The sequence below is a fragment of the Endozoicomonas gorgoniicola genome (genome assembly GCF_025562715.2).
GTDB classification, from domain to species: domain Bacteria; phylum Pseudomonadota; class Gammaproteobacteria; order Pseudomonadales; family Endozoicomonadaceae; genus Endozoicomonas_A; species Endozoicomonas_A gorgoniicola.
In genome coordinates, this window is the sequence record NZ_JAPFCC010000001.1 from 2827497 (window position 1) to 2847697 (window position 20201).

General features: G+C 48.4%; 18 protein-coding genes. 5 read left to right on the forward strand and 13 right to left on the reverse strand.

Translation table 11 applies throughout. The annotated features are described in order from the left end of the window. Positions 1–20: 20 nt before the first annotated feature. The 7 genes from NX722_RS12955 to NX722_RS12985 all read right to left on the reverse strand — a co-directional run bounded on the left by NX722_RS12955 (position 21) and on the right by NX722_RS12985 (position 9561). Positions 21–2783, reverse strand: a complete 2763-nt coding sequence (locus NX722_RS12955; RefSeq protein ID WP_262568339.1) for a hypothetical protein — start codon at positions 2781–2783, stop codon at positions 21–23. Positions 2784–2998: 215 nt separating this feature from the next. After that, positions 2999–3493: a hypothetical protein gene (locus NX722_RS12960; protein WP_262568340.1), complete on the reverse strand. Its 495-nt coding sequence runs from the start codon at positions 3491–3493 to the stop codon at positions 2999–3001. 402 nt (positions 3494–3895) lie between these two features. Then, complete coding sequence (locus tag NX722_RS12965; protein ID WP_262568341.1) at positions 3896–4642, reverse strand: YebC/PmpR family DNA-binding transcriptional regulator; 747 nt, start codon at positions 4640–4642, stop codon at positions 3896–3898. A gap of 89 nt (positions 4643–4731) precedes the next feature. Further along, positions 4732–6513 carry an aspartate--tRNA ligase gene (gene aspS / locus NX722_RS12970; protein ID WP_262568342.1) on the reverse strand — a complete coding sequence of 594 codons (1782 nt, stop codon included), beginning with the start codon at positions 6511–6513 and terminating at the stop codon, positions 4732–4734. 139 nt (positions 6514–6652) lie between these two features. Further along, the gene (locus NX722_RS12975; RefSeq protein WP_262568343.1) at positions 6653–7357 is read right to left on the reverse strand and encodes a class I SAM-dependent methyltransferase; all 705 of its coding nucleotides are present in this window, start codon (positions 7355–7357) and stop codon (positions 6653–6655) included. A gap of 93 nt (positions 7358–7450) precedes the next feature. Continuing rightward, complete coding sequence (locus NX722_RS12980; RefSeq protein ID WP_262568344.1) at positions 7451–9055, reverse strand: coiled-coil domain-containing protein; 1605 nt, start codon at positions 9053–9055, stop codon at positions 7451–7453. Continuing rightward, on the reverse strand, positions 9052–9561 hold the full coding sequence (locus NX722_RS12985; RefSeq protein ID WP_262568345.1) for a SycD/LcrH family type III secretion system chaperone: 510 nt from the start codon (positions 9559–9561) through the stop codon (positions 9052–9054). Before NX722_RS12985 ends, NX722_RS12980 begins: the two co-directional genes overlap by 4 nt. A gap of 261 nt (positions 9562–9822) precedes the next feature. On the opposite strand from NX722_RS12985, the gene NX722_RS12990 reads away from it, so the two are divergent. Beyond that, positions 9823–11307: an OprD family porin gene (locus NX722_RS12990; RefSeq protein ID WP_262568346.1), complete on the forward strand. Its 1485-nt coding sequence runs from the start codon at positions 9823–9825 to the stop codon at positions 11305–11307. A 231-nt stretch (positions 11308–11538) separates the two neighbouring features. Further along, the gene (locus NX722_RS12995) at positions 11539–12828 is read left to right on the forward strand and encodes an OprD family porin (RefSeq protein ID WP_262568347.1); all 1290 of its coding nucleotides are present in this window, start codon (positions 11539–11541) and stop codon (positions 12826–12828) included. A gap of 144 nt (positions 12829–12972) precedes the next feature. Here NX722_RS12995 and NX722_RS13000 read toward each other — a convergent pair whose 3' ends face one another. Beyond that, entirely contained in the window at positions 12973–13314 is a 342-nt protein-coding gene (locus tag NX722_RS13000) for an HU family DNA-binding protein (RefSeq protein WP_262568348.1), read from the reverse strand. A gap of 607 nt (positions 13315–13921) precedes the next feature. Here NX722_RS13000 and NX722_RS28690 point away from each other — a divergent pair. Further along, positions 13922–14518, forward strand: a complete 597-nt coding sequence (locus NX722_RS28690; RefSeq protein WP_322740927.1) for a cold-shock protein — start codon at positions 13922–13924, stop codon at positions 14516–14518. Between the two features lie 86 nt (positions 14519–14604). Here the strand turns inward: NX722_RS28690 and NX722_RS13010 are convergent, their stop codons facing one another. After that, entirely contained in the window at positions 14605–14808 is a 204-nt protein-coding gene (locus tag NX722_RS13010; protein WP_262568349.1) for a SlyX family protein, read from the reverse strand. A gap of 26 nt (positions 14809–14834) precedes the next feature. Beyond that, positions 14835–15236: an HIT domain-containing protein gene (locus tag NX722_RS13015; RefSeq protein ID WP_456077461.1), complete on the reverse strand. Its 402-nt coding sequence runs from the start codon at positions 15234–15236 to the stop codon at positions 14835–14837. A gap of 242 nt (positions 15237–15478) precedes the next feature. Between NX722_RS13015 and NX722_RS13020 the strand changes: the two genes are divergently transcribed. After that, positions 15479–17194, forward strand: a complete 1716-nt coding sequence (locus NX722_RS13020) for a proline--tRNA ligase (RefSeq protein ID WP_262568351.1) — start codon at positions 15479–15481, stop codon at positions 17192–17194. 347 nt (positions 17195–17541) lie between these two features. Next, on the forward strand, positions 17542–18117 hold the full coding sequence (locus NX722_RS13025) for a lytic transglycosylase domain-containing protein (protein ID WP_262568352.1): 576 nt from the start codon (positions 17542–17544) through the stop codon (positions 18115–18117). Positions 18118–18125: 8 nt separating this feature from the next. Here the strand turns inward: NX722_RS13025 and NX722_RS13030 are convergent, their stop codons facing one another. From NX722_RS13030 to purT, 3 genes are all read right to left on the reverse strand, one after another. Then, positions 18126–18398, reverse strand: coding sequence for an acylphosphatase (locus tag NX722_RS13030; protein WP_262568353.1), 273 nt, complete (start codon positions 18396–18398; stop codon positions 18126–18128). After that, positions 18391–18870: a TlpA family protein disulfide reductase gene (locus NX722_RS13035; protein WP_262568354.1), complete on the reverse strand. Its 480-nt coding sequence runs from the start codon at positions 18868–18870 to the stop codon at positions 18391–18393. The genes NX722_RS13030 and NX722_RS13035 overlap by 8 nt, the downstream gene beginning before the upstream one ends. Positions 18871–18960: 90 nt before the next feature. Further along, complete coding sequence (gene purT / locus NX722_RS13040) at positions 18961–20148, reverse strand: formate-dependent phosphoribosylglycinamide formyltransferase (RefSeq protein ID WP_262568665.1); 1188 nt, start codon at positions 20146–20148, stop codon at positions 18961–18963. Between the last annotated feature and the right edge of the window lie 53 nt (positions 20149–20201).

Consider the following 20201-nt stretch of genomic DNA (forward strand, 5'->3'; position numbering starts at 1 on the left):
AGGAATCCTGCGGTCAGGGTTTAATCAAGTTTGACAGTAAAGCGAACCTCGACGGATTTGCCGGGCTTCAAGGTTCCCACATTGAACTGAATACTGTTCTCTGGGCCACTGAACGGCTGGACGTTTTCGCCAACCACATATCCCGATTTATCAACATAAGTGGTGAAGTTCGGAGCCGCGTCTTTGATAACCACGTTTTCAGCATCATTTGAACCTTTATTGGTCACGACTATCTGCCAGACGGCGTAGTCTTTACCGGGTTTGGCTTTTTCTGTGCCATTGATCTGAAAGTCATCAGTCGCCAGCTTTTTGCTTTCATCAATGATGTTGTCTTTATTCATGCCTTTCAGCACCTTCACCTTCTTAACCGCATCCAGCTGGCTGCTGATAACGGTGGTGGAGTCGACCAGAGTTGCTTTAACTCCTATCGCTTTATCCTCAGCTGTCAGCTCAAGGTTGAAAGTCAGACCAGCGGCAGCGTTGGCCGGGGCGCTGATTTCAACGGTGATTTTCTTTGTATGCTTTGTACTCTTATCATCATTATCATCTTTTTGCTCCAGCTTAATAGGTAAAGAAATCACTTCACCCTTTTCATCCAGAAGTCTGTAGTTCCAGCTATCCATACCCTGACCTTTCTTACCATTGATGGTGATATTCAGGTCAACGTTACCCTTGTTCTCCAGAATGTGTTGATGGTAAGCAACACCGCCCGCTTCAATGGTTTGAACGCCGCGAGGGGAAAAGATGAGTACTGGGCTTTTTTTCACCGTTATCTGGTTGGTAGTGAAGTTCCCCATCACGCTACGAGTATTAGAATTGGCGTCAAACTCAATTTCATAATCACCGGCTTTGGCAGACTCAGGCACTTCGACCCTTGCCAGCACTCTCATCACCGTATTTTTCGGTAACAGCGGCGTAGTGCTGATCTGCTGGCCTGTGGCTAGCTCCAGCGGGTTATTTTCTTTATCGAAAATACCCTGGTGGTGGAAAGTCACCTTCCAGCCATTGGCTTTAGCAATGACTGAATTCAGGGCAAAGCTGTCAGAGACATTGGATTTATTCGCAACAAACAGACCAAACTCCGCTATCTGCCCTGGTTTGCGGCTAATGATGGAGGTAATTTGACCACCGGGGTGGTAATCGTCTTTCGCATCAGACTTAAAGAAGTCTTTTACATCGATTTCTTTAAGCTTATAAACAACGTCCTTATCCTTCTTGTCGAACCTGTAGTTCGCCACATCAATTTTCTTTTCTAATTCGGCAATCTCCAGCAACTCTTCGGTAACTGTGCCTTGAGCAGTAACATCCACCACAGAAGTTGCCGTCAGCTCTGCCCTAAAGTCTTTGTCACGTTTATTCTTTCCAGGCAGTTTGGCTTTTACCATTATCCGAATAACATTGCTGCCTTCGCCGTTTTTGGCTGCCAATACACTTTTCAGCTCGCCGGTATCAACTATGCCGTCGTTATTGGTATCGGTAAGCAATACGGTACCCTTTTCATTCCACAAGGAGAAAACGGTGCCTTCAGGGAAAGCTCTGTCTGGGACATTTTTAACCGTCAGGTTAAAGGTATCAGTACCATTACCCAAGTTGGTGATGGTGTTAACAAATTTAACTTCTTCACCTTGAGCGGCACTTGGCACGGTTTGAGTGTCGCCGGTACCAGCTTTGTTTTTGGCAGCAACATTCGCAACCTGAGGCAGTTTTGTTGTAACGGTATTAGTTTCTACATGCTGACGTTTGCCATCTTTACCGTCAAAACCAACAAATGCCTTGTTTTTCAGCACAGTTCCTGCTTCAAAGCTATAGCCTGCCTGGCCGTTCTCATCTTTATCTTTTTCATACTTCACTGTGAACTCAAAAGCTACGGTATGGCCTTTTTTCAGTTCTTTAATGCGAACCCTCATACCTTCATCATGGTTATTATCCTTGATGTACTTTGCGCCAGTGGGCAGTTCAGCTATCAAGTCATTACTTTTAGTAATTTCGATTTTTTCAAGACGGCTGTCGCTTGTTTCTGTTTGATTAAGCCCATCAAATTTCAGGTACTTCGGGAAGAAGTCATAGATTGCACCGCCGTTCTTCAGGTCAGCACCATTGTTGATGACCTGGATTCGGTACTTGACCTCACCGGTTTTCTGGTTGTGGGAAATCACCTCTTTGGAGGAAACCAGAATCGTACCGTTGGATATTTTGATGGTATCTGTGTTCGCCGCCGTTTTCTGACCACCAAATGAGTTACGATCACCTTCAGCTGTTGCCTGTAAGGTCAATTCGTAACCGGGCTTGGTTGCATTCGCAGGCGCTCTGGCTGCCACAACAAGGTTGACGGTTTCGCCACGAGCCACTTTGACCTTGTCACTTCCAATCTCAGGCTCGCCAGAATCAGGCTGACCATTGCCATTGGCATCGTGGTAGATCTTCAGGCTGTCCTTATCCAGTGCTGGATCCGGGTTAGTAATCTCCAGGGTAAACTCATCCCCAGTGTTACCGTTATTGGTCAGCTGATGAGCAAAATACACCAGTTGCCCCGGCGCACCTTCTTTGGTCTGGTCGTCTTTCAGTTCCGCAGAATAAACCTCAGCAACCGTCACCACCGACTCATTAGAGTGGACGGTCTTTTCATTACCCAGCGCATCCTGATATGTCACCGTTGCCAGGTTTTTAATCTGTGTCCCTGCTGGAGTGGTGGCAGCCTGAACGACGGCTGCCCCTAATATTCCCATCAACAGCAGGGCCCATGCCCATACCGGGAATAATTGTTTTTGTAGCCCTTTAAACATTGATGTTTTAATCCTCAATCAGTGTGAGCGTGTGTTGAAAAAATGAACGGTTTATTAATCACAAAGAATTTGCCGAGGCGTGAATAAGCGAAAGGATTCCCGTCAAAATCGCTCAACTCCCATTTCCGTCCAGACAAAATCAGGCAAGCACTCGCCCCTCCGAGAGCTTGCAGGTCTAATAAAAGAAGTAGTTAAACTATTAACCTATGACTGAGTTACAGAACTTTCACCCGGTAGTGATACTGTTTAACCGCACCGGGGGCAATATCACTTTTTTCATGCCAGCGCAGGTTTGTGTATTCTGATTCAGGCACTACTACTTCCTGAAGCTTGCCCTCTTTATCTTTTATTTGTTGTTTAACAGGTTCACTGCTCCAGGTTTTGCCACCATCGAGGCTGACCTGAAATTCACTGGTCGCGGAAACGCTGGCAGAGCCCTTGAGATAGACGGTATTTGGGGAAACGGGAACAGAGATATACTGCATGGCCAGAGGCTTTGTCGCTCTGCTGGTGTAGGTAAGCTGGTATTCCAGTATGTTGCCGGGCTCAGCCACCGAGGCTGCGTGAAGAGATTCCCTGCCCTCGTGATTTTCGACCAGAAAGGCTTCCATTCTGGAATCCAGCAACTCTTCTGCCTGAACATTACCAATGCTTAATAAAGCGACAACAGTTAAAACAGCGCTATTAAAAAGACTTGACTGCATAGTCATTTTTACGCTCCAGAAGACTTATAGAATTAATTAAGAGTCAGAGTTATGCAAAATGTATGAATAAATAAACAACCTGTTTCTTATGCTGGCTAATTTTCATTCAAACATACGACAATGTTTAACTAATTAATTAAAAACAACTGTATGATTTAAGGTTATATTTTATGTTAGGAGGGGATAGTAAAAATATTGTAATAATCTTTATATAAGCAAATACCGCAAACACATATATAAAAGGACTAAGACTTTACAGGTTGAATGACTGCTATTGCTGGAATCGAGTGATGAGTTGTCTAAATTATCATCCGAAAATACGACAAGTGAATTTTAATAAAGAAATCCCAAACATCAGGCCGGCTCACAAAACGCTCACCAGCACTGACACTTTACTCAATCAGACAATCAGCCCAGCTGCTCCATGATTTCAGCAGGGATATCAGCATTGGTGTAAACGTTTTGCACGTCGTCCAGATCTTCCAGACGATCCACCAGCTTCATGATTTTCTCTGCGCCGTCCTTGTCCAGCTCGGTCTGAACATCGGCCACCATGGCAACTTCCGCTGCAGCCGCAGTAAAACCTGCTGCTTCCAGCGCATCTTTGACCGCCATGAACTCGGTCCAGTCGGTCACGACTTCGAAGGAACCATCGTCGTTAGTCACGATGTCTTCAGCACCTGCTTCCAGGGCCGCGTCCATCAGAGCTTCTTCTTCAATGCTGTCGTCAAAGAAAATCTGACCCCGACGTTCGAACATATAAGCAACAGAGCCGTCAGTGCCCAGGTTGCCACCGTGCTTATTGAAAGCATGACGTACTTCTGCAACGGTACGATTACGGTTATCGGTCAGGGTTTCAACCAGCACCGCGATACCACCCGCACCGTAACCTTCGTAGGTCACTTCTTCCATGTTGGAATCGTCATCACCACCGGCACCACGGGCAATGGCGCGGTTGATGGTGTCACGGGTCATGTTCGCACCCAGTGCTTTATCAACCACCTGACGCAGCTTCGGGTTATCTTCGATGTTGCCACCGCCCTGCTTCGCTGCGACCACCAGCTCACGGATGATCTTGGTGAAAATCTTGCCACGCTTGGCGTCCTGAGCCGCCTTACGGTGCTTGATATTGGCCCATTTACTATGACCTGCCATAGGAAATACCCTTTATCTCAATTTTTTCGTACCGGACTTCATCCACATTGTTGACAAAGTCAGCGCATGAATAAAGTCCGATCGTTCATTTAGTGACTGGTCGCAGACGCCGGATCGCGACGGATACGGATGTTCAGATCGCGCAGCTGGGTACTGTCCACTTCGCTCGGAGCCTGAGTCATTACACAAGCTGCAGACTGAGTTTTCGGGAAAGCAATCACTTCACGAATGTTATCAGTACCACAGATCAGCATCACCAGACGATCCAGTCCGAACGCCAGACCAGCGTGTGGAGGCGCACCGTACTTCAGAGCGTCCAGCAGGAAGCCAAACTTCTCGCGCTGTTCTTCTTCCTGGATATCCAGAACGTTGAACACAGCCTGCTGCATCTCTTCACGGTGGATACGAACGGAACCGCCACCCACTTCGTAACCGTTGATAACCATATCGTAAGCACGGGACAGAGCCGTAGCCGGATTAGCAGCCAGTTCTTCTGCGGAGCAGGTGGGTGCAGTGAACGGATGGTGCAGGGCGGTCAGTTTGCCCTCGTCGGTTTCCTCGAACATCGGGAAGTCAACAACCCACAGAGGTGCCCACTCTTTAGTGTACAGTTTCAGGTCTTCGCCCAGCTTGCAACGCAGTGCGCCCAGGGCTTCATTGACCACCTTCTCTTTGTCCGCACCGAAGAAGACGATGTCGCCGTTCTTTGCTTCCAGACGCTCCATGATATTCATGGTCACGTCGTCGCCCAGGAACTTGATGATCGGAGACTGCAGGCCATTGGCACCGTTTTCAATCTCGTTCACCTTGATCCATGCCAGACCTTTGGCACCATAGATGCTGACGAACTTGGTGTAGTCATCGATCTGCTTACGGGACAGCTCAGCACCACCGGGTACTTTCAGCGCTGCAACACGACCTTTTGGATCTTCAGCAGGCCCTTTGAAGACCTTGAATTCAACGCCAGCCATCAGATCAGCGACGTCAACCAGTTCCAGCGGGATACGCAGGTCAGGCTTATCGGAACCATAACGGCTCATGGCTTCAGCGTATGGCATGTGTGGGAATTCACCCAGGTCGATATCACGAACCTGCTTGAATACCTTTTTCACCATGCTTTCAGTGATACCCATGACACCCGCTTCATCCATAAAGGATGTTTCGATATCAATCTGGGTAAATTCTGGCTGACGATCAGCACGCAGGTCTTCGTCACGGAAGCACTTAACAATCTGGTAGTAACGGTCAAAACCGGACACCATCAGCAATTGTTTGAACAGCTGTGGTGACTGTGGCAGCGCAAAGAATTTGCCTTCATGGGTACGGCTTGGTACCAGGTAGTCACGGGCGCCTTCCGGGGTCGCACGGGTCAGAACCGGTGTTTCAACATCCAGAAAGCCTTCACCGTCCATAAAGTTACGAACCGCGCTGGTGACCTTGCTGCGCAGGATCAGTTTTTCCTGCATTTCCGGACGACGAAGGTCGATGAAGCGGTGCTTCAGACGAACGTCTTCACCGACGTCGGTGTAACCTTCAATCTGGAATGGCGGTGTCTGAGCTTCATTCAGGACTTCAACCTGCTTGCCCAGCACCTCGATCTCACCAGTACTCATATTTGGGTTGACAGTACCTTCCGGACGCGGACGTACCAGACCAGTGATTTTCAGAACGTATTCGCTGCGGGCTTTGTCAGCCAGCGCGAACGCTTCTTCAGTGTCAGGGTCGATAACGACCTGGGTGGTGCCTTCACGGTCACGCATATCCAGGAAGATAACACCACCATGGTCGCGGCGGCGGTGTACCCATCCACACAGGGTCACTTCCTGCCCGTTATGGGAGAGATTCAGTTCGCCGCAATAATGGCTGCGCATAACATACCTCGAAACAGGGGGGTTCATTCGGATTCAACAGGGCTTGAGGGAGACACAATCCCTGAGACTATCAAAACCGACGCATTATACCTGAAACGCGGGTTTTCACCAGACTGACGGCGGTGACCAGAACAACCTTTCAGCGCTCCAGCAACATGAAAGTGGCAGGATACACTTTATGAGGTCCCAGAGTTTGATTATGCAGAACCTTCCAGCCAGAAGACCGGGTGATATCCAGCCAGGTCTCTGCGGTTTCCGGATAATCGTATTGACGGATATGAGCCATGATAGGGGAAAGCCAGTCAGAACGGATGCCCTGCTTTATAAAATACTGTTCCAGCCCCTGCGTGTACTCATCAAACTTCAGATCCGGAGGGATCATAATATCTGTCAGGATAAAGGCGCACTGGTCAGGAGCCTGTTGATAGAGTTTTGAAAAAAACTGACGCTTTTTCTGTTCATTACCATGATGAACGGCAAAGGCACTGTAGATAAGATTGGGCGTTGAAGGAATCTCAGGTATCCCAAGAAACAAATCCCGACAGAATTGCTGACTCCTGATATGGCTGCGTTCCAGCAACTCAGAGGCCATCGCCAGTGCATTATCAGCCAGATCAATACCAAAATAGTATTCCAGTTGCACCGATCGGGTCATCTCAGGAATGAGCAGACTATTACCACAGCCAAAGTCGACCATGGTCACTGATGAATTTTTGTAACGATCCTGAATAAATAACTGTGCAGCGGCAAGCAACTCATGATGGCCCATGAGGTTGTTATCGACCGCCCACTGGTAGGCATTCCACTGATCTTTAAAAACCGAAGTGACCTCATCTCTTGACATCACAGACACCTGTTAACCCAGATAGAGCATTTAATGTAGCAAAACTCAGGGTTAACAGGTCAACGCTCAGGGCAGAGGCTTGCAGGAGTCGACTCAGACCGGACTTCTACGACTTATGTCCGCTTCGGCCTGCTGACCTTCATCCAGAGACCTGGCCGTTTCTTCAGGGATAGTGGCAAAGTCCTGCAGGGCGTCAGCAAAGGTCTGCTTCTGAAGCTGTTCGGTCTGAACGACCGCTTCCTTCCCGTCTTCAAGATGACCCTCTTTGGCAGCCTGAGTCGCTTCGCCCTGCTCCATCTGCGCCTGCAGCCAGAGTCCGGCGAAAATCAGAGGGTTTTTGGCTCCCTCAAATGACAGATTGTCTCCTCCGAAGGTCGACGCCGCCGGATTTATCTGTTCCTCTTCGGACAGTTCTTCTGGTGAGGAGACGGACGGCTTATCCAGAACACTTTGCAGGACAATGGCTAAACCTTCATCAAAGGCGGGACGCTCAGGTGGCTGAGCAGTGGCTTTGGTTTTATCAATCTCTTTCTTCGGCGGCTCGCTACTGGCAACCGGAGTTTCACTTAGCTCGGCTGGCGTTTTGTTCAGGGCCGCCTGAAGTTTATCGGAGTCGATACTCCCGAATACCGCCTTCAAAATAGCGGCCTCTCTGGGTGGCAGGAAAGAAAGTTGTGACTTATACAATTCGCCTTCCAGCAGATTGTCAGCTCTCTGTGTTTCCTGCCTGCGGGCTGATTTATCAAGATCTCTGGAAAGGTCTTTTTGTGCTTTCAGACGTGTTTCTTCACGACGGACATCCAGGGTGGCCTCTTTTGTTGCTTCCTTAGCTTTCTCAGCTTTCTCTTCACCGGTATCCAGTGCTTCATTATCAAACCGTTGCCTTACCTGGCCTACCAGACTGCCTACATTCACCAGCTCTTCCTGAACAACGCTGAGAGCCCTGTGGTAGGAAACGATAGTGGCCTTATCGGTTGTGTTCAAACCCAGCAGCTGCTTTACATCCTGTTGTAACCCTGAAATGCCCTCTTCAGCACTGGCAATTTTGTGTTCCAGCAATGATAACTCCACGTTGAGCCTGGCAATATCAGCACTGCGGTTGACACCGGATGCCTGCTCGTCTTTAGCGTTGGCAAGCTGATGCTCTTTCAGGCTTTTGGTCAGACGCTTTTTAGCCAGACTGCTCGTATAATCACTCAGCTGATCATTTTTTTCCTGAATGTTCTCCTGACGTTCCTGTATACGAGCCTGAACAGTCAGTATTTTTTTTGCTTTACTCGCCTTGTCTGATTGTGCCTGCTGATTACTACTAAATGCCTGACTGATCGACTGCATGGAGGCGACGGCCACCAACTCATCAACAAAACCCTTAATCATTAAAAACAGGGTATCGGTATCGTTCAGATAGACATCAGATGCATCAATTTTCAGGTTATTGCGAATATTGCTCAACCGTGCGTCAATTTGAGCATCCAGTGACTGACTGACAAATTCTTCAACAGTCACTTTAACAGCTTCTGGTTTCGGTAGATTGGCGGATACATTGGCTGGGCCAGTGGAGCCACTGGTACTGGAAACTGAATTCGTACCGCTATAGCCCTGAGAAACCTGGTTGGATGAAGGAGTCCCACTCGTTTGACCGCTTGCTGGCGTTTGACCGTTGTTGCCAACCCCACTCCCTGTGTTTACTGGATTCATGATGTCTGACTCCTTCCTGACTGATTCACCAGATAATGTTTTAGTTGTTTTGCCTGTTTCTTTTCTTCGTCCCAGTCTTTGCTGACTTTCAACCTTTTAATGGCTTCTGCAAGGGCTTTTTTCGCCAGCTTTCGATTTTTGAGGCTTATGAAGCACTCTGTCATGCAGAGTGATGGCCTTGGATCCTGTTTATCGAGCCGCTCTGCATAGGACAGAGCCGGAATTGCATCGGCATAATGCTTCAACTGATAAAGGCAGTAACCAATGGCAAGAAAATAGCGGGCATTCCAGTGGTCAAGCATTGCAAGGTATCGAAATACCCTGAGCGCCTCGGCATAATGCCCTATATCAAAATGGCCATAGCCCAGCGTATACATGGCTTCCATCTGCTCGGAATTTACCTGCCTGAGCTTTCCCAGGGTCCCCCCCTGCTTTAAATAGGAAAGCCACTCCCCCGGGCTGGCTTCAGATTCTGTTGGCTTATCACCAGAGACCGGCCTGTCCATGCCTTATCACCACTATTTATATTTTCCAGCCATTATTGAACTCATTATAAACATTCGTAATTTATAGAGGTTTAGCCATTAGTCCGACGCATAAAAATAAAAAGAAACAAAAAATTATTTTTTTATTATTTATCGTAATTTGCAAAAAAACAGATCACTGTTTTACTGAACTACTCAGATGCCAAAATCACTAACACACGGGCGGCGATAAGCTTAATCAAAAATAATGAAGCGCCCGCTCTATCTCAGGAGCACTTCTCAATGAAACTTGCCGTTTCATGTGCGACAAGTACCGTAGTTCTTTTGACTGCCTTGAGCTCATTATGCGCACGCCCTTTACAGGCTGCAGATGATCTCTACGAGCCTGAAAACAACGACCATCATTTATCCCTGAAACTGCGTAATTATTACCAGGATCGTCAGCTTAGAGACTTCAGCAAATACTACTACGAAGAATCACCTGACCACTCGCTTCGCAAAGTTAAAACCCATAACAAACAACGGGGCTGGGGTCAGGGGCTGGAAATCAATTTCGAATCAGCCTGGCTGGGAAGCAATAGCGCTGCAATAGGCTTCGATGCGTCGCTTTATGGCGGTTTAAAGCTGATTGGTAATAAAAACGAATATGGGACAACAATATTAAAAGAGGAGCCACTCGTTTTTAATGAATACAAAGGGCTCTTCACCTCCAGGCAGGACAGCTACACCAGGCTGGGGCAGATTTACCTTAAAGGTATGGCTGGTCAGAAGAGAATGAACATTAAAGGGAAAGCCGGCTGGATTCCCATTGAAAAACCTCTGCTAAATACCTACTACCGTTTGACCCCGACACGCTTTCAGGGAGCAATGGCAGAGGCAGAAGTAGGCGATTTTGAGTTTTACGGCGCGTGGACCGACAGAGTTTCCATTTACAACCATGACAAAATGGAAAAATTCACCGGTTTAAAACCAGGCAGGGAAGGACGTGACAAAAAATTCGAAGCCATTGACCACATCTACACCATGGGCGGGTCGTATAACCATGAGTCAGGACTGGGATCTGATCTGGCCTATGCCGAAAGTGAGTCCTACCTGAAGCTGTATCACGCCAACTTAAATTACACCTTTCTGTTGGATGACCAGACCTCCCTCCTTCTGGAAGGGCAGTATTACAAGGGTGAAGAAAACGGCAACAAATGGAAATCCGACGATAAAACGTTTGGAGGTTTTGACAAAGACGCCAACCTTTATAACTTAAACGCCAGACTGACCTTCGACATGCTGTCATTTATGGCCTCTTACAGTCAGGTAGAAGCGAAAAAGAATGGCGCTCTCGGCGAGTTTGATTTTCATCTGGCCTACGACTCTGGTCGTGATTACGATGAAATAGGCTTTCGAACCAAACGTCAGATTTCCGCCTTTAATCACAATGGCGAATCCGTCTGGCAGGCGGGTGTCTCCTATGCTTTCGACAATCTGGGCTTGCCCGGCTTATCCATGGGTTACACCTACACAGCAGGTAACGATATAGAAGCTACCAACAAGCCTGACTACACCGATAAATACAAAGAAAAAGAACACAACCTACAGCTGGGCTATGCCTTCCAGCAAAAAGCTTTGAAGGGCCTGAGCGTCACTGTGCTCTACGCACAGTATGAAGGAGATAAAGAGCTGAGCGAGATGAAAAATGAAGATAAAAAAGACTATCGATATGAAGGTAAAACGGATTTAAGAGTATTCGTAGACTACACTCTCAGTGTTTTCTAATACTGCTCCCGGGCATAAACGCCTGACAACCTTATAGATTTAATCCGGGTCACGACCCTGTTATTAAACGTCTCTGATATTTTTTACATCTGCCGGTTGCAATTTGAACTGCGGTTGTAGAAAATCTTCGATGACCCTATGGGGAGATTCGATGTACTTCGTCCAAGAGCTGTATAAAAGGATGAAGGAGTCAGGGTCACAAATAAAATAAACACAGCAAGGAAAAACTTAATGAAACTCACACAACTGAGCGCACTCAGTGCCGCCATCATGCTGGCTACAACTGCCCAGGCCAACTCTTTTGTTGACGATTCCAGTCTGAATATCGAATTACGCACTCATTTCCATGATCGTGCTAAAGAAGGCCACAAAAACAGTAAAGATTATGACGAAAGAAGCTCGCAATGGGCTCAGGCTATCAGGGCTGACTTTTCATCCGGCTACTTCGAAAATATTGTTGGCATCGACATCAATGCTTACTACGCCCTTAAGCTCGGCGCATCCAACGTAGATGGCTACACAAACCCCGGCGTTCTTCCAGTTGATGCTAAAGGCGACTCCAGCAGTTACGGCAAAACCGGCTATGCCATCAAGTTCAACCTGATGGATATGGGTGTACTAAAGTACGGTCGCATGCAACTGGACACTCCTCTGATTAACGATTCAGACAGCCGCGCATTGCCGAGCATGAGCGAAGCTTTCTATGGTGACTTTGCCTATGAAGGACTCAAGACTCATGTAGTATGGGCAACCAAAGCTAACGCAAAAACAAAATCTGGCTTTGTTGACTACATGGCCGAGGATAAAAAGAAAGCGGACAATAAAGAGCCTGTGAAAGCGATCGGAGCCTCTTATGACTTTGGCAATGGTCTTGGCTTGAGTGCCGACTACGCAACCCAGGATGATTTTGCCAAAAAATACCTGACTGAAGTAACCTATGCCACGGACATTAGCGGTATGGGATTAGGGTTCGCTGCTCAGTATGCCAAATACTCAAACATTGGATACGCCAAGGATAAGCATGTAAGTAATGGCTACAGTGACGACAGCATTAACGCCTGGGGCATTAAAGTAGATGCCAGTATCCAACAAGCAACATTTGGTTTAGCTTATACCAAAGTTGAAGATTCCGACCTTGGAAAATTCAACAATAACTGGGGAGGTGAGGCCATGGATGGTAATGATGATACCGGATATTTTGGCTATAACTCCATTCAGTACAGCGACTTTAACGCAAGAGCTCAAAAAGCAATCGGCTTAAGCGCAGGTTATGATTTTGCAGGTATTGTCGACGGTCTAAGTGCAGATGCCATCTACGTCACCTCCGACTTCAAAAACAGCGCAGGTAATAAGCAGGACGAAAAAGAATATAACTTCAGACTGAAATATGCTTTCCCGCAAGTTGAAGGTCTCAGCGCCCAACTCCGCTACGCCAAAAACACCAAAGAAAATGATGGTCATAAAGACACCGTCACAAGTGACACCCGTGTCATCCTGAAGTACAACGTTGCCGTTTTCTAAATCCCTTGTCGTCATTGCTAAAATGACAACCGGCACCTTCGGGTGCCACCTTATGAAGTAAAAATGATCATGAAGTAAAACGAACCAAAAAAGAAGGGAGGCCAAATGCCTCCCTTTTGTTTTTTGTTTACCTGAGCAGACAAACTAAGCCAGGGCGTACTCCTTGAGCTTCTTTAATGGCCGAACCTTAACCTGCGTGGTGGCTGGTTTAGCTGGCACATCCATAAGCTCACCCGGCCGGAAAGGATTAGGAACACCCTTACGGGCTTTCTGGGCGGGTTTTTTCTTGGTAACAATTTTCAACAGTCCGGGAAGAGTAAACTCTCCACACCCCCGTTTTTTAACATGACGCTCAACGAGGTCACTGAGTTCCTCAAAAACGGCTCCGACTTCTTTCCTGGTCAGCCCCGTATTGTCAGCAATTTCAGCGATAATCTGGGTTTTGCTGTATCGATCCTTGATAGCTGAGGCTTTTTTACCTGTCATGCTGTTAGTCTCCTGATGGTTATCCCTGTACAAACACTGCGGCATTTCGCTGCAGTTTATTATCTGCCACTACACCAGGCTGATGTGCTTCCTGAGGAGAACCAAAAACACCTGTAAATGCACTTCGGATCACTCCTCTTTTCTCTGAAAGCCTTAAATACCAGTGTTTTGATGCTTTCAGGACATCTAAATCCACTATACCAACAGTATTTTTTATCTGCGAGCATTTTTTCAACAATTATTTATGACATAAAAGTCAAGCCTGCCAAGGCGTACAAAGCCATTGAGGTCAAAAACGTATCAGGTTACATTAACGAAAAAAGGTGTAATAATCAGTCTTTGAGTCTGAGCTTTCCATGTACTTTCTTTTGCTCTGTTTGTGCAGATAGAAAGGTACAAAAAAATGAGAAGCAGCCTGGTTGCTTTTCAGGCTGATTAAAAAATAAAGTCGTTGTTTAGCTGCATGGATTACCTGTTATCTGGAATCAGTCACTTAATCCTGATGTTACCAGAGAGGTTCAATCCAATATTTTCAGTTTTTAACTATAACAACTTGCAGGCGGATTCATGGTTTATGTCACCCGCCTGATATAAAAAGGGAACTGCCTTGAAACATCTCAAATTTATCCATGCCCTGGCCGGACTTCTGGGACTGATTGTTCTGGTGATTGACGGTCGACTCATTGCTGCTGCCATCCACCAGATGCTGCCCGCTTCCACGCCGGTTTTCCTGTTATTGATAGCGACTCTGATTCACTTTTGTCTGGGAAGCTATCTGACCGTTTATCGCTGCAAACTGAAAGTGGTCCAGCTGCTGTCAGCGCTGGTGCTGATTGCAGCATCCGTTCTGCCTGCTCTGGCGATTTTTGGGCAAACACTGGTCACTATGCCTTTGATCGTCATGCTGATCTGTGTCGGGGTCGCACTGCATGTACTGATTAACCTGAAGTCTTTTAATCCGGTCAGCCCAATGGAACACCAGGATACTGACCGGGAAACCGGTACCGTAAAATGGTTTAATGTCACCAAAGGGTTTGGTTTCATTACCCGTGACCAGGGCGACGACGTGTTTGTTCACTATCGCGCTATTCGGGGAGAAGGCCATCGTACACTGTCCGAAGGCCAGCGAGTCGAATTTGTAGTGGTAGATAAAGACAAGGGCTTGCAGGCTGAAGATGTGATTGCTGCCCGCAAAGGCCGTTAACCCACCAGCGCCAATCACACGGGTAAAAAAACACCGGAGACTAATCCGGTGTTTTTTTACCCGTACTGTAAAGGGCTATTAAGAAATTAATAATGCGGAGGCGGCGCTTCGTCCGAGTCACCCTCCACATCACCCGCAACCACTTCCTGCATCTGCTTCTTCAACTGCTCAACCTGCAGCTTCAGCTGATCAATTTCCTGTTGCTGGCGAGTCACTACATCATTCAGTTGAGCGACCGTATCTTCCTGAAAGCTCATCTGCGTCTGCAGTTCAATTAACTCATCTTTCATGACTAGCTCCCGGTTCAGGCGAACACTTAACCAAATCGGGCGAACAGAGGCTGAAACTTTTCACGCATCTCAGCCAGCTCATTGTCGGAATACGGTTGGGCTGGCGCCTTGCCCCATACAGGCTCAGGCCAGGCCGCATCATTCTGTTTGCGAACAACATGGTGCATGTGCAGCTGTCGCACCTTGTTACCCAGTGCCGCAACATTCATCTTGTCCGCTTCGAACAGATCGTTCATATAGCGGGACAGGATACCAGACTCAAGAGCCATCTGAATCTGCAATTCATCCACCAGTTGAAACAGTTCCTCAATTTCCGTTACACGAGGTACCAGAATACACCACGGATAGGTGGCGTCATTCATCAACAGAACACGGCACAACGGCAGGTCACCCAGTACTACGCAGTCTTTTTCCAATTGAGGGTCCAACGGAAATTCTTCCATTACAGGCTCCGAAGTCAGTACAAACCGGCACACTATATCTGACCTGTTGCAGGCTGAAAACCGTATTCATGCAGGTAAAGATGAAAAAAACGCCGGCAGACCGTAAAATACCGCTTTTTGAATGTCGACAGCTCTGCCAGTGACCGTGAAAGTTTGCTGGCAGGGAGCCTTCCGAACATGAAAAGTCCGACAGGCTCACAGCGTCGTTAAAGAGGATATTCGCACACATGCGCACAAGTCAGTCCTTGATGGCCACCCTCAAGGAAACCCCGTCTGATGCCGTCGTTATCAGCCATCAGCTGATGCTGCGAGCAGGCATGATCCGCAAACTGGCATCCGGCCTGTACACCTGGATGCCCATGGGTCTGAAAGTACTTCGTAAGGTCGAGCGAATCGTTCGCGAAGAAATGGATCGCTCCGGCGCCCAGGAAGTACTGATGCCAGCGGTTCAGCCCGCCGAACTGTGGCAGGAAACCGGTCGCTGGGAACAGTACGGCCAGGAACTGCTGCGTTTAAAGGATCGTCATCAGCGTGACTTCGTTATCGGACCGACTCACGAAGAAGTCATCACCGATATGGTTCGTGACGAAATCAGCAGCTACAAGCAGTTGCCTGCCAACCTGTACCAGATTCAAACCAAGTTCCGTGACGAAATCCGTCCGCGCTTTGGTCTGATGCGTGGTCGTGAGTTCATTATGAAAGACGCGTACTCCTTCCATAAGGATCAGGAGTGCCTGAACGCCGAATACCAGAACATGCACGACACCTATTTCCGCATTTTCGAGCGTCTGGGTCTTAACTTCCGTGCCGTAGAGGCAGACACCGGTTCCATTGGCGGTAACGCTTCCCACGAAATCCATGTACTGGCTGAATCCGGTGAAGACGCCATCGTTTTCTGCGAAGAAAGCAATTACGCCGCCAACATTGAAAAGGCTGAAGCCGTAGCCCCTGCCCACGACCGCGCTGCCCCTGCGGCAGACATGGAACTGGTTGATACGCCAGATGCAAAAACCATCGCAGCCCTGGTTGAACAGTTCAACCTGCCCGTTGAAAAAACCGTTAAAACGCTGATCGTTGCCGCCAGTGAAGAAGCAGAGTCTGACTTTGTTGCCCTGCTGGTTCGTGGCGACCACGAGCTGAATGAAATCAAGGCAGAGCATCTGCCAGACATTGCCGAACCACTGCGTTTTGCCACTGACGAAGAAATCAGGGACATCATGGGAGCTGGTCCAGGCTCTCTGGGGCCGGTTGGTATCAATATTCCATGCATTGTTGACCGCAGTGTTGCCGTTATGTCCGATTTTGGCGCAGGTGCCAACATCGAAGGCAAGCACTACTTCAACATCAACTGGGAGCGTGACGCCCGGTTTGACCGTGTTGAAGACCTGCGCAACGTGGTAGAAGGCGATCGAAGCCCATGTGGCAAAGGCAAGCTGATCATGAAGCGCGGTATCGAAGTAGGACACATTTTCCAGCTTGGCACCAAATACTCCGAAGCGATGGGCGCCAAGGTTCTGGATGAAAATGGTAAGGCTGTTACCATGCTCATGGGCTGTTACGGTCTGGGTGTCTCCCGCGTGGTAGCCGCAGCAATCGAGCAGAACCACGACGACCGTGGCATTATCTGGCCGGAAAGCATTGCACCTTTCCAGATTGCTATCGTCGGTCTGAAGATGGAGAAATCTGAAGCCGTTCGCGAAGCCGCCGAAAAGCTCTACAAGGAACTGACGGAAGCAGGTTATGACGTTCTGCTGGATGACCGCAAAGCCAGTCCGGGTGTTAAGTTTGCTGATATGGAACTAATTGGCATTCCACACCGTGTCGTACTGAGTGATCGCGGGCTGTCCAATGGTCAGGTAGAATATAAATACCGCAGTGCTTCTGACCGGGAAGACGTGGCTCTCAGTGACATCACTCAAATGCTTAAAGACAGACTGGGTTAAGATAACCCTTACCAGAAGTCTGCTCATCGTTGCCCTGCTGCTTCCGGCTCTAGCCGGGTTGCAGCGGCGGCACGCCCCTCTGCTGAAAGAACCCTTAAACAAAATAATTACTTAATCATTTATGGAGTCTCAGACAACGACAAGGCCATTCACAACCTGAAAAATCCAATCGACTGGACGCCAAAAATTAAAGCGACAGACTTTTACCACATCAACAATTAACAGAAGACAAATCTGAAGCCGCTCACAAAATCGCCGAAAACTTTACAGACAGGTAACTGACGAAGCGACGCGCTACGACGCTCTGCCTGTTGATGTAACACCAAACCAGGAATACGAGACCCTTAGTGACATTACTTAGCCATCTCACCAGATACCTGCTTATTACTGCCCTGTTACTCCCTGCCTTTGCCGGGGCGCAACAGCGGAATGACCCTTCGCTTATCCAGTCGTTGCAGGACAACCTGCATCACGCCGACGGTTTTTCCGACCATTTCGAAACGGAAGTCTGGTTGCTGGATATGTCCCAGCGTATGCGCCCCTTTATTGAAGACCCCGAACAACGAATCCAGCTTTTACAGATAGTTCATAGGGAAGCATTACGCACCAATCTGCCACCAGAACTGGTTCTGGCACTTATCCATACCGAATCGTCCTTTGACCGTTTTGCCGTTTCTTCCGCTGGTGCCCAGGGTTTAATGCAGGTTATGCCTTTCTGGAAAAGTGTGATTGGTCGTCCGGATGATAACTTGACGGATATCGAAACCAACCTCCGCTATGGCAGTGCTATTTTAAGTCACTATCTGGAGCGGGAGTCTGGCAACCTTACCCGGGCTCTGGCACGTTACAATGGCAGCCCTGGTCAAACCTGGTACCCGGAAAGAGTTTACAAAAACTGGACGAAGCATTGGAAAAATGACTAACGCGTGGCCTATCCGGTCGTAAAGGTTTCAAACGCCTGCCAGGGCTCATCCGATACGTTCACTGACTCGACCTGAGCCATCGGAGGTCCTTCGTGAAGCCAGTCTGCCAGTTCTGACAGCGCGGATTCCTCACCACACATCAGAACTTCTACCCGCCCATCAGCCAGATTTTTTGCCCAACCAGAAATTCCCAGTTCCTGAGCCTTTCGCTGGGTTGAACCACGGTACCAGACTCCCTGAACCCTGCCTTTAACCAGCGCACGTTTACAAACTTTAGCCATCCGCTGTCACCTTTTTCTGTTGTTTGCGAATTGCCTGCTCAATAGTATTTTGTGTCTGGGGACCATACAAGGTTTCAACCAGCTCACCCTGAGGACTAACAATAAAGGTGGCGGGTAAAACCTGTGGTGTCTGAGTTTTCAGGCGCTCGAGCGGACTACTGGTCAACACGGGAAAACCAATGTCGAGTTTGGCGATTTTGTTATCCAGCTCAGCCCCCTGACTGTTGTCAAAGTCGTAACCCAGAACCCGGATGGCGTCTGACAAATAAACGGCGTTCAGCTCCGGTATTTCTTCCCGACAGGGGTCACACCACTCTGCCCAGACATTCAGTGCCAACCAGCGTCCCTGCCCATCACTGAGACTGATCCTTTTACCGACACTGTCTGTAAATTCAGGCTGACTACAGGAGGACAGCAGTGCCACCAGAACCACCAGCAGAGGCATAGTCACCGGAGAAATAAATCTGAGCATTTGCAGTCACCTGAGCATTAGACCGGATTCCAGTGTAGCAGGAGAACCTTACCAGCTGGAACACGGTTTTTTGCTCAACTGAAACAGGCTCTACCCGATGCTTACTTTAACATGGGCAGCGATGTTACGGGCTTTTCTACAGGCATCTTCAGTATTCTCCCCCAACGCCAGGGCAACCCCCATACGACGAGCGCCATTTATTTCCGGTTTGCCAAACAGACGTAAATCGGTTTCCGGCTCCGACAGTGCTGCCTCTAAATTGCTGAACATAATCCGGGAGGAGTTGCCAGATGGCTTAATGACTGCCGACGCAGCTGCTTTGGATTGATGTATATGATTCACAGGCAACCCGAGAATAGCACGGGCATGGAGTGCAAATTCACTGAAGTTCTGCGAAATCAGGGTCACCATGCCCGTATCGTGAGGGCGTGGAGACACTTCGTTAAACAGGACTTCATCCCCTTTAACAAAGAGTTCAACACCAAACACACCATACCCGCCAAGCGCACCGGTAATCGCACCAGCCACCAACTCAGCCTGCTGCAATGCCAGATCAGACATTCTCTGCGGTTGCCAGGATTCCACATAATCTCCCCCTTCCTGGCGATGACCTATCGGTGCACAAAAGTAAGTCCCCTGGCGGGAGCGAACCGTCAGCAAGGTGATTTCATAATCAAAATCCACAAAGCCTTCAACAATGACCCGTGTCTTACCTGCACGACCGCCTTCCACGGCGTAATCCCAGGCAGAGGTAATATCGCCATTCGACTTCAGTACACTCTGGCCTTTCCCGGAAGAACTCATTACCGGTTTAACCACACAAGGAAAACCAATTTGTTCAACCGCATCACGCAGTGCCTGTTCCGATTCAGCAAAGGAAAATGGTGAAGTTGGCAGTCGCAACTCTTCCGCAGCCAATCTGCGAATCCCTTCCCGATCCATAGTAAGCTGGGTTGCGCGCGCACAGGGTACGACAGTAGCCATACCTTCACGTTCAATATCCACCAGTACATCGGTAGCAATGGCTTCGATTTCCGGCACAATATAGTCCGGGTGCTCCACAGCAATCAGCGTCCTGAGCGCATCAGCATCCAGCATATCGATAACATAGCGACGATGAGCCACCTGCATGGCGGGCGCATTGTCATAGCGATCAACAGCAATCACTTCCACCCCAAGTCGTTGCAACTCGATAACAAGCTCTTTTCCGAGTTCACCAGAACCCAGCAGTAACACCTTCGTTGCAGAAACAGACCCCGGGGTACCAATGGCTACCATAAAAAAGCTCTCCGTAAAGGGCGATAGTGAGAAACGACAATAGTGAGACAGGA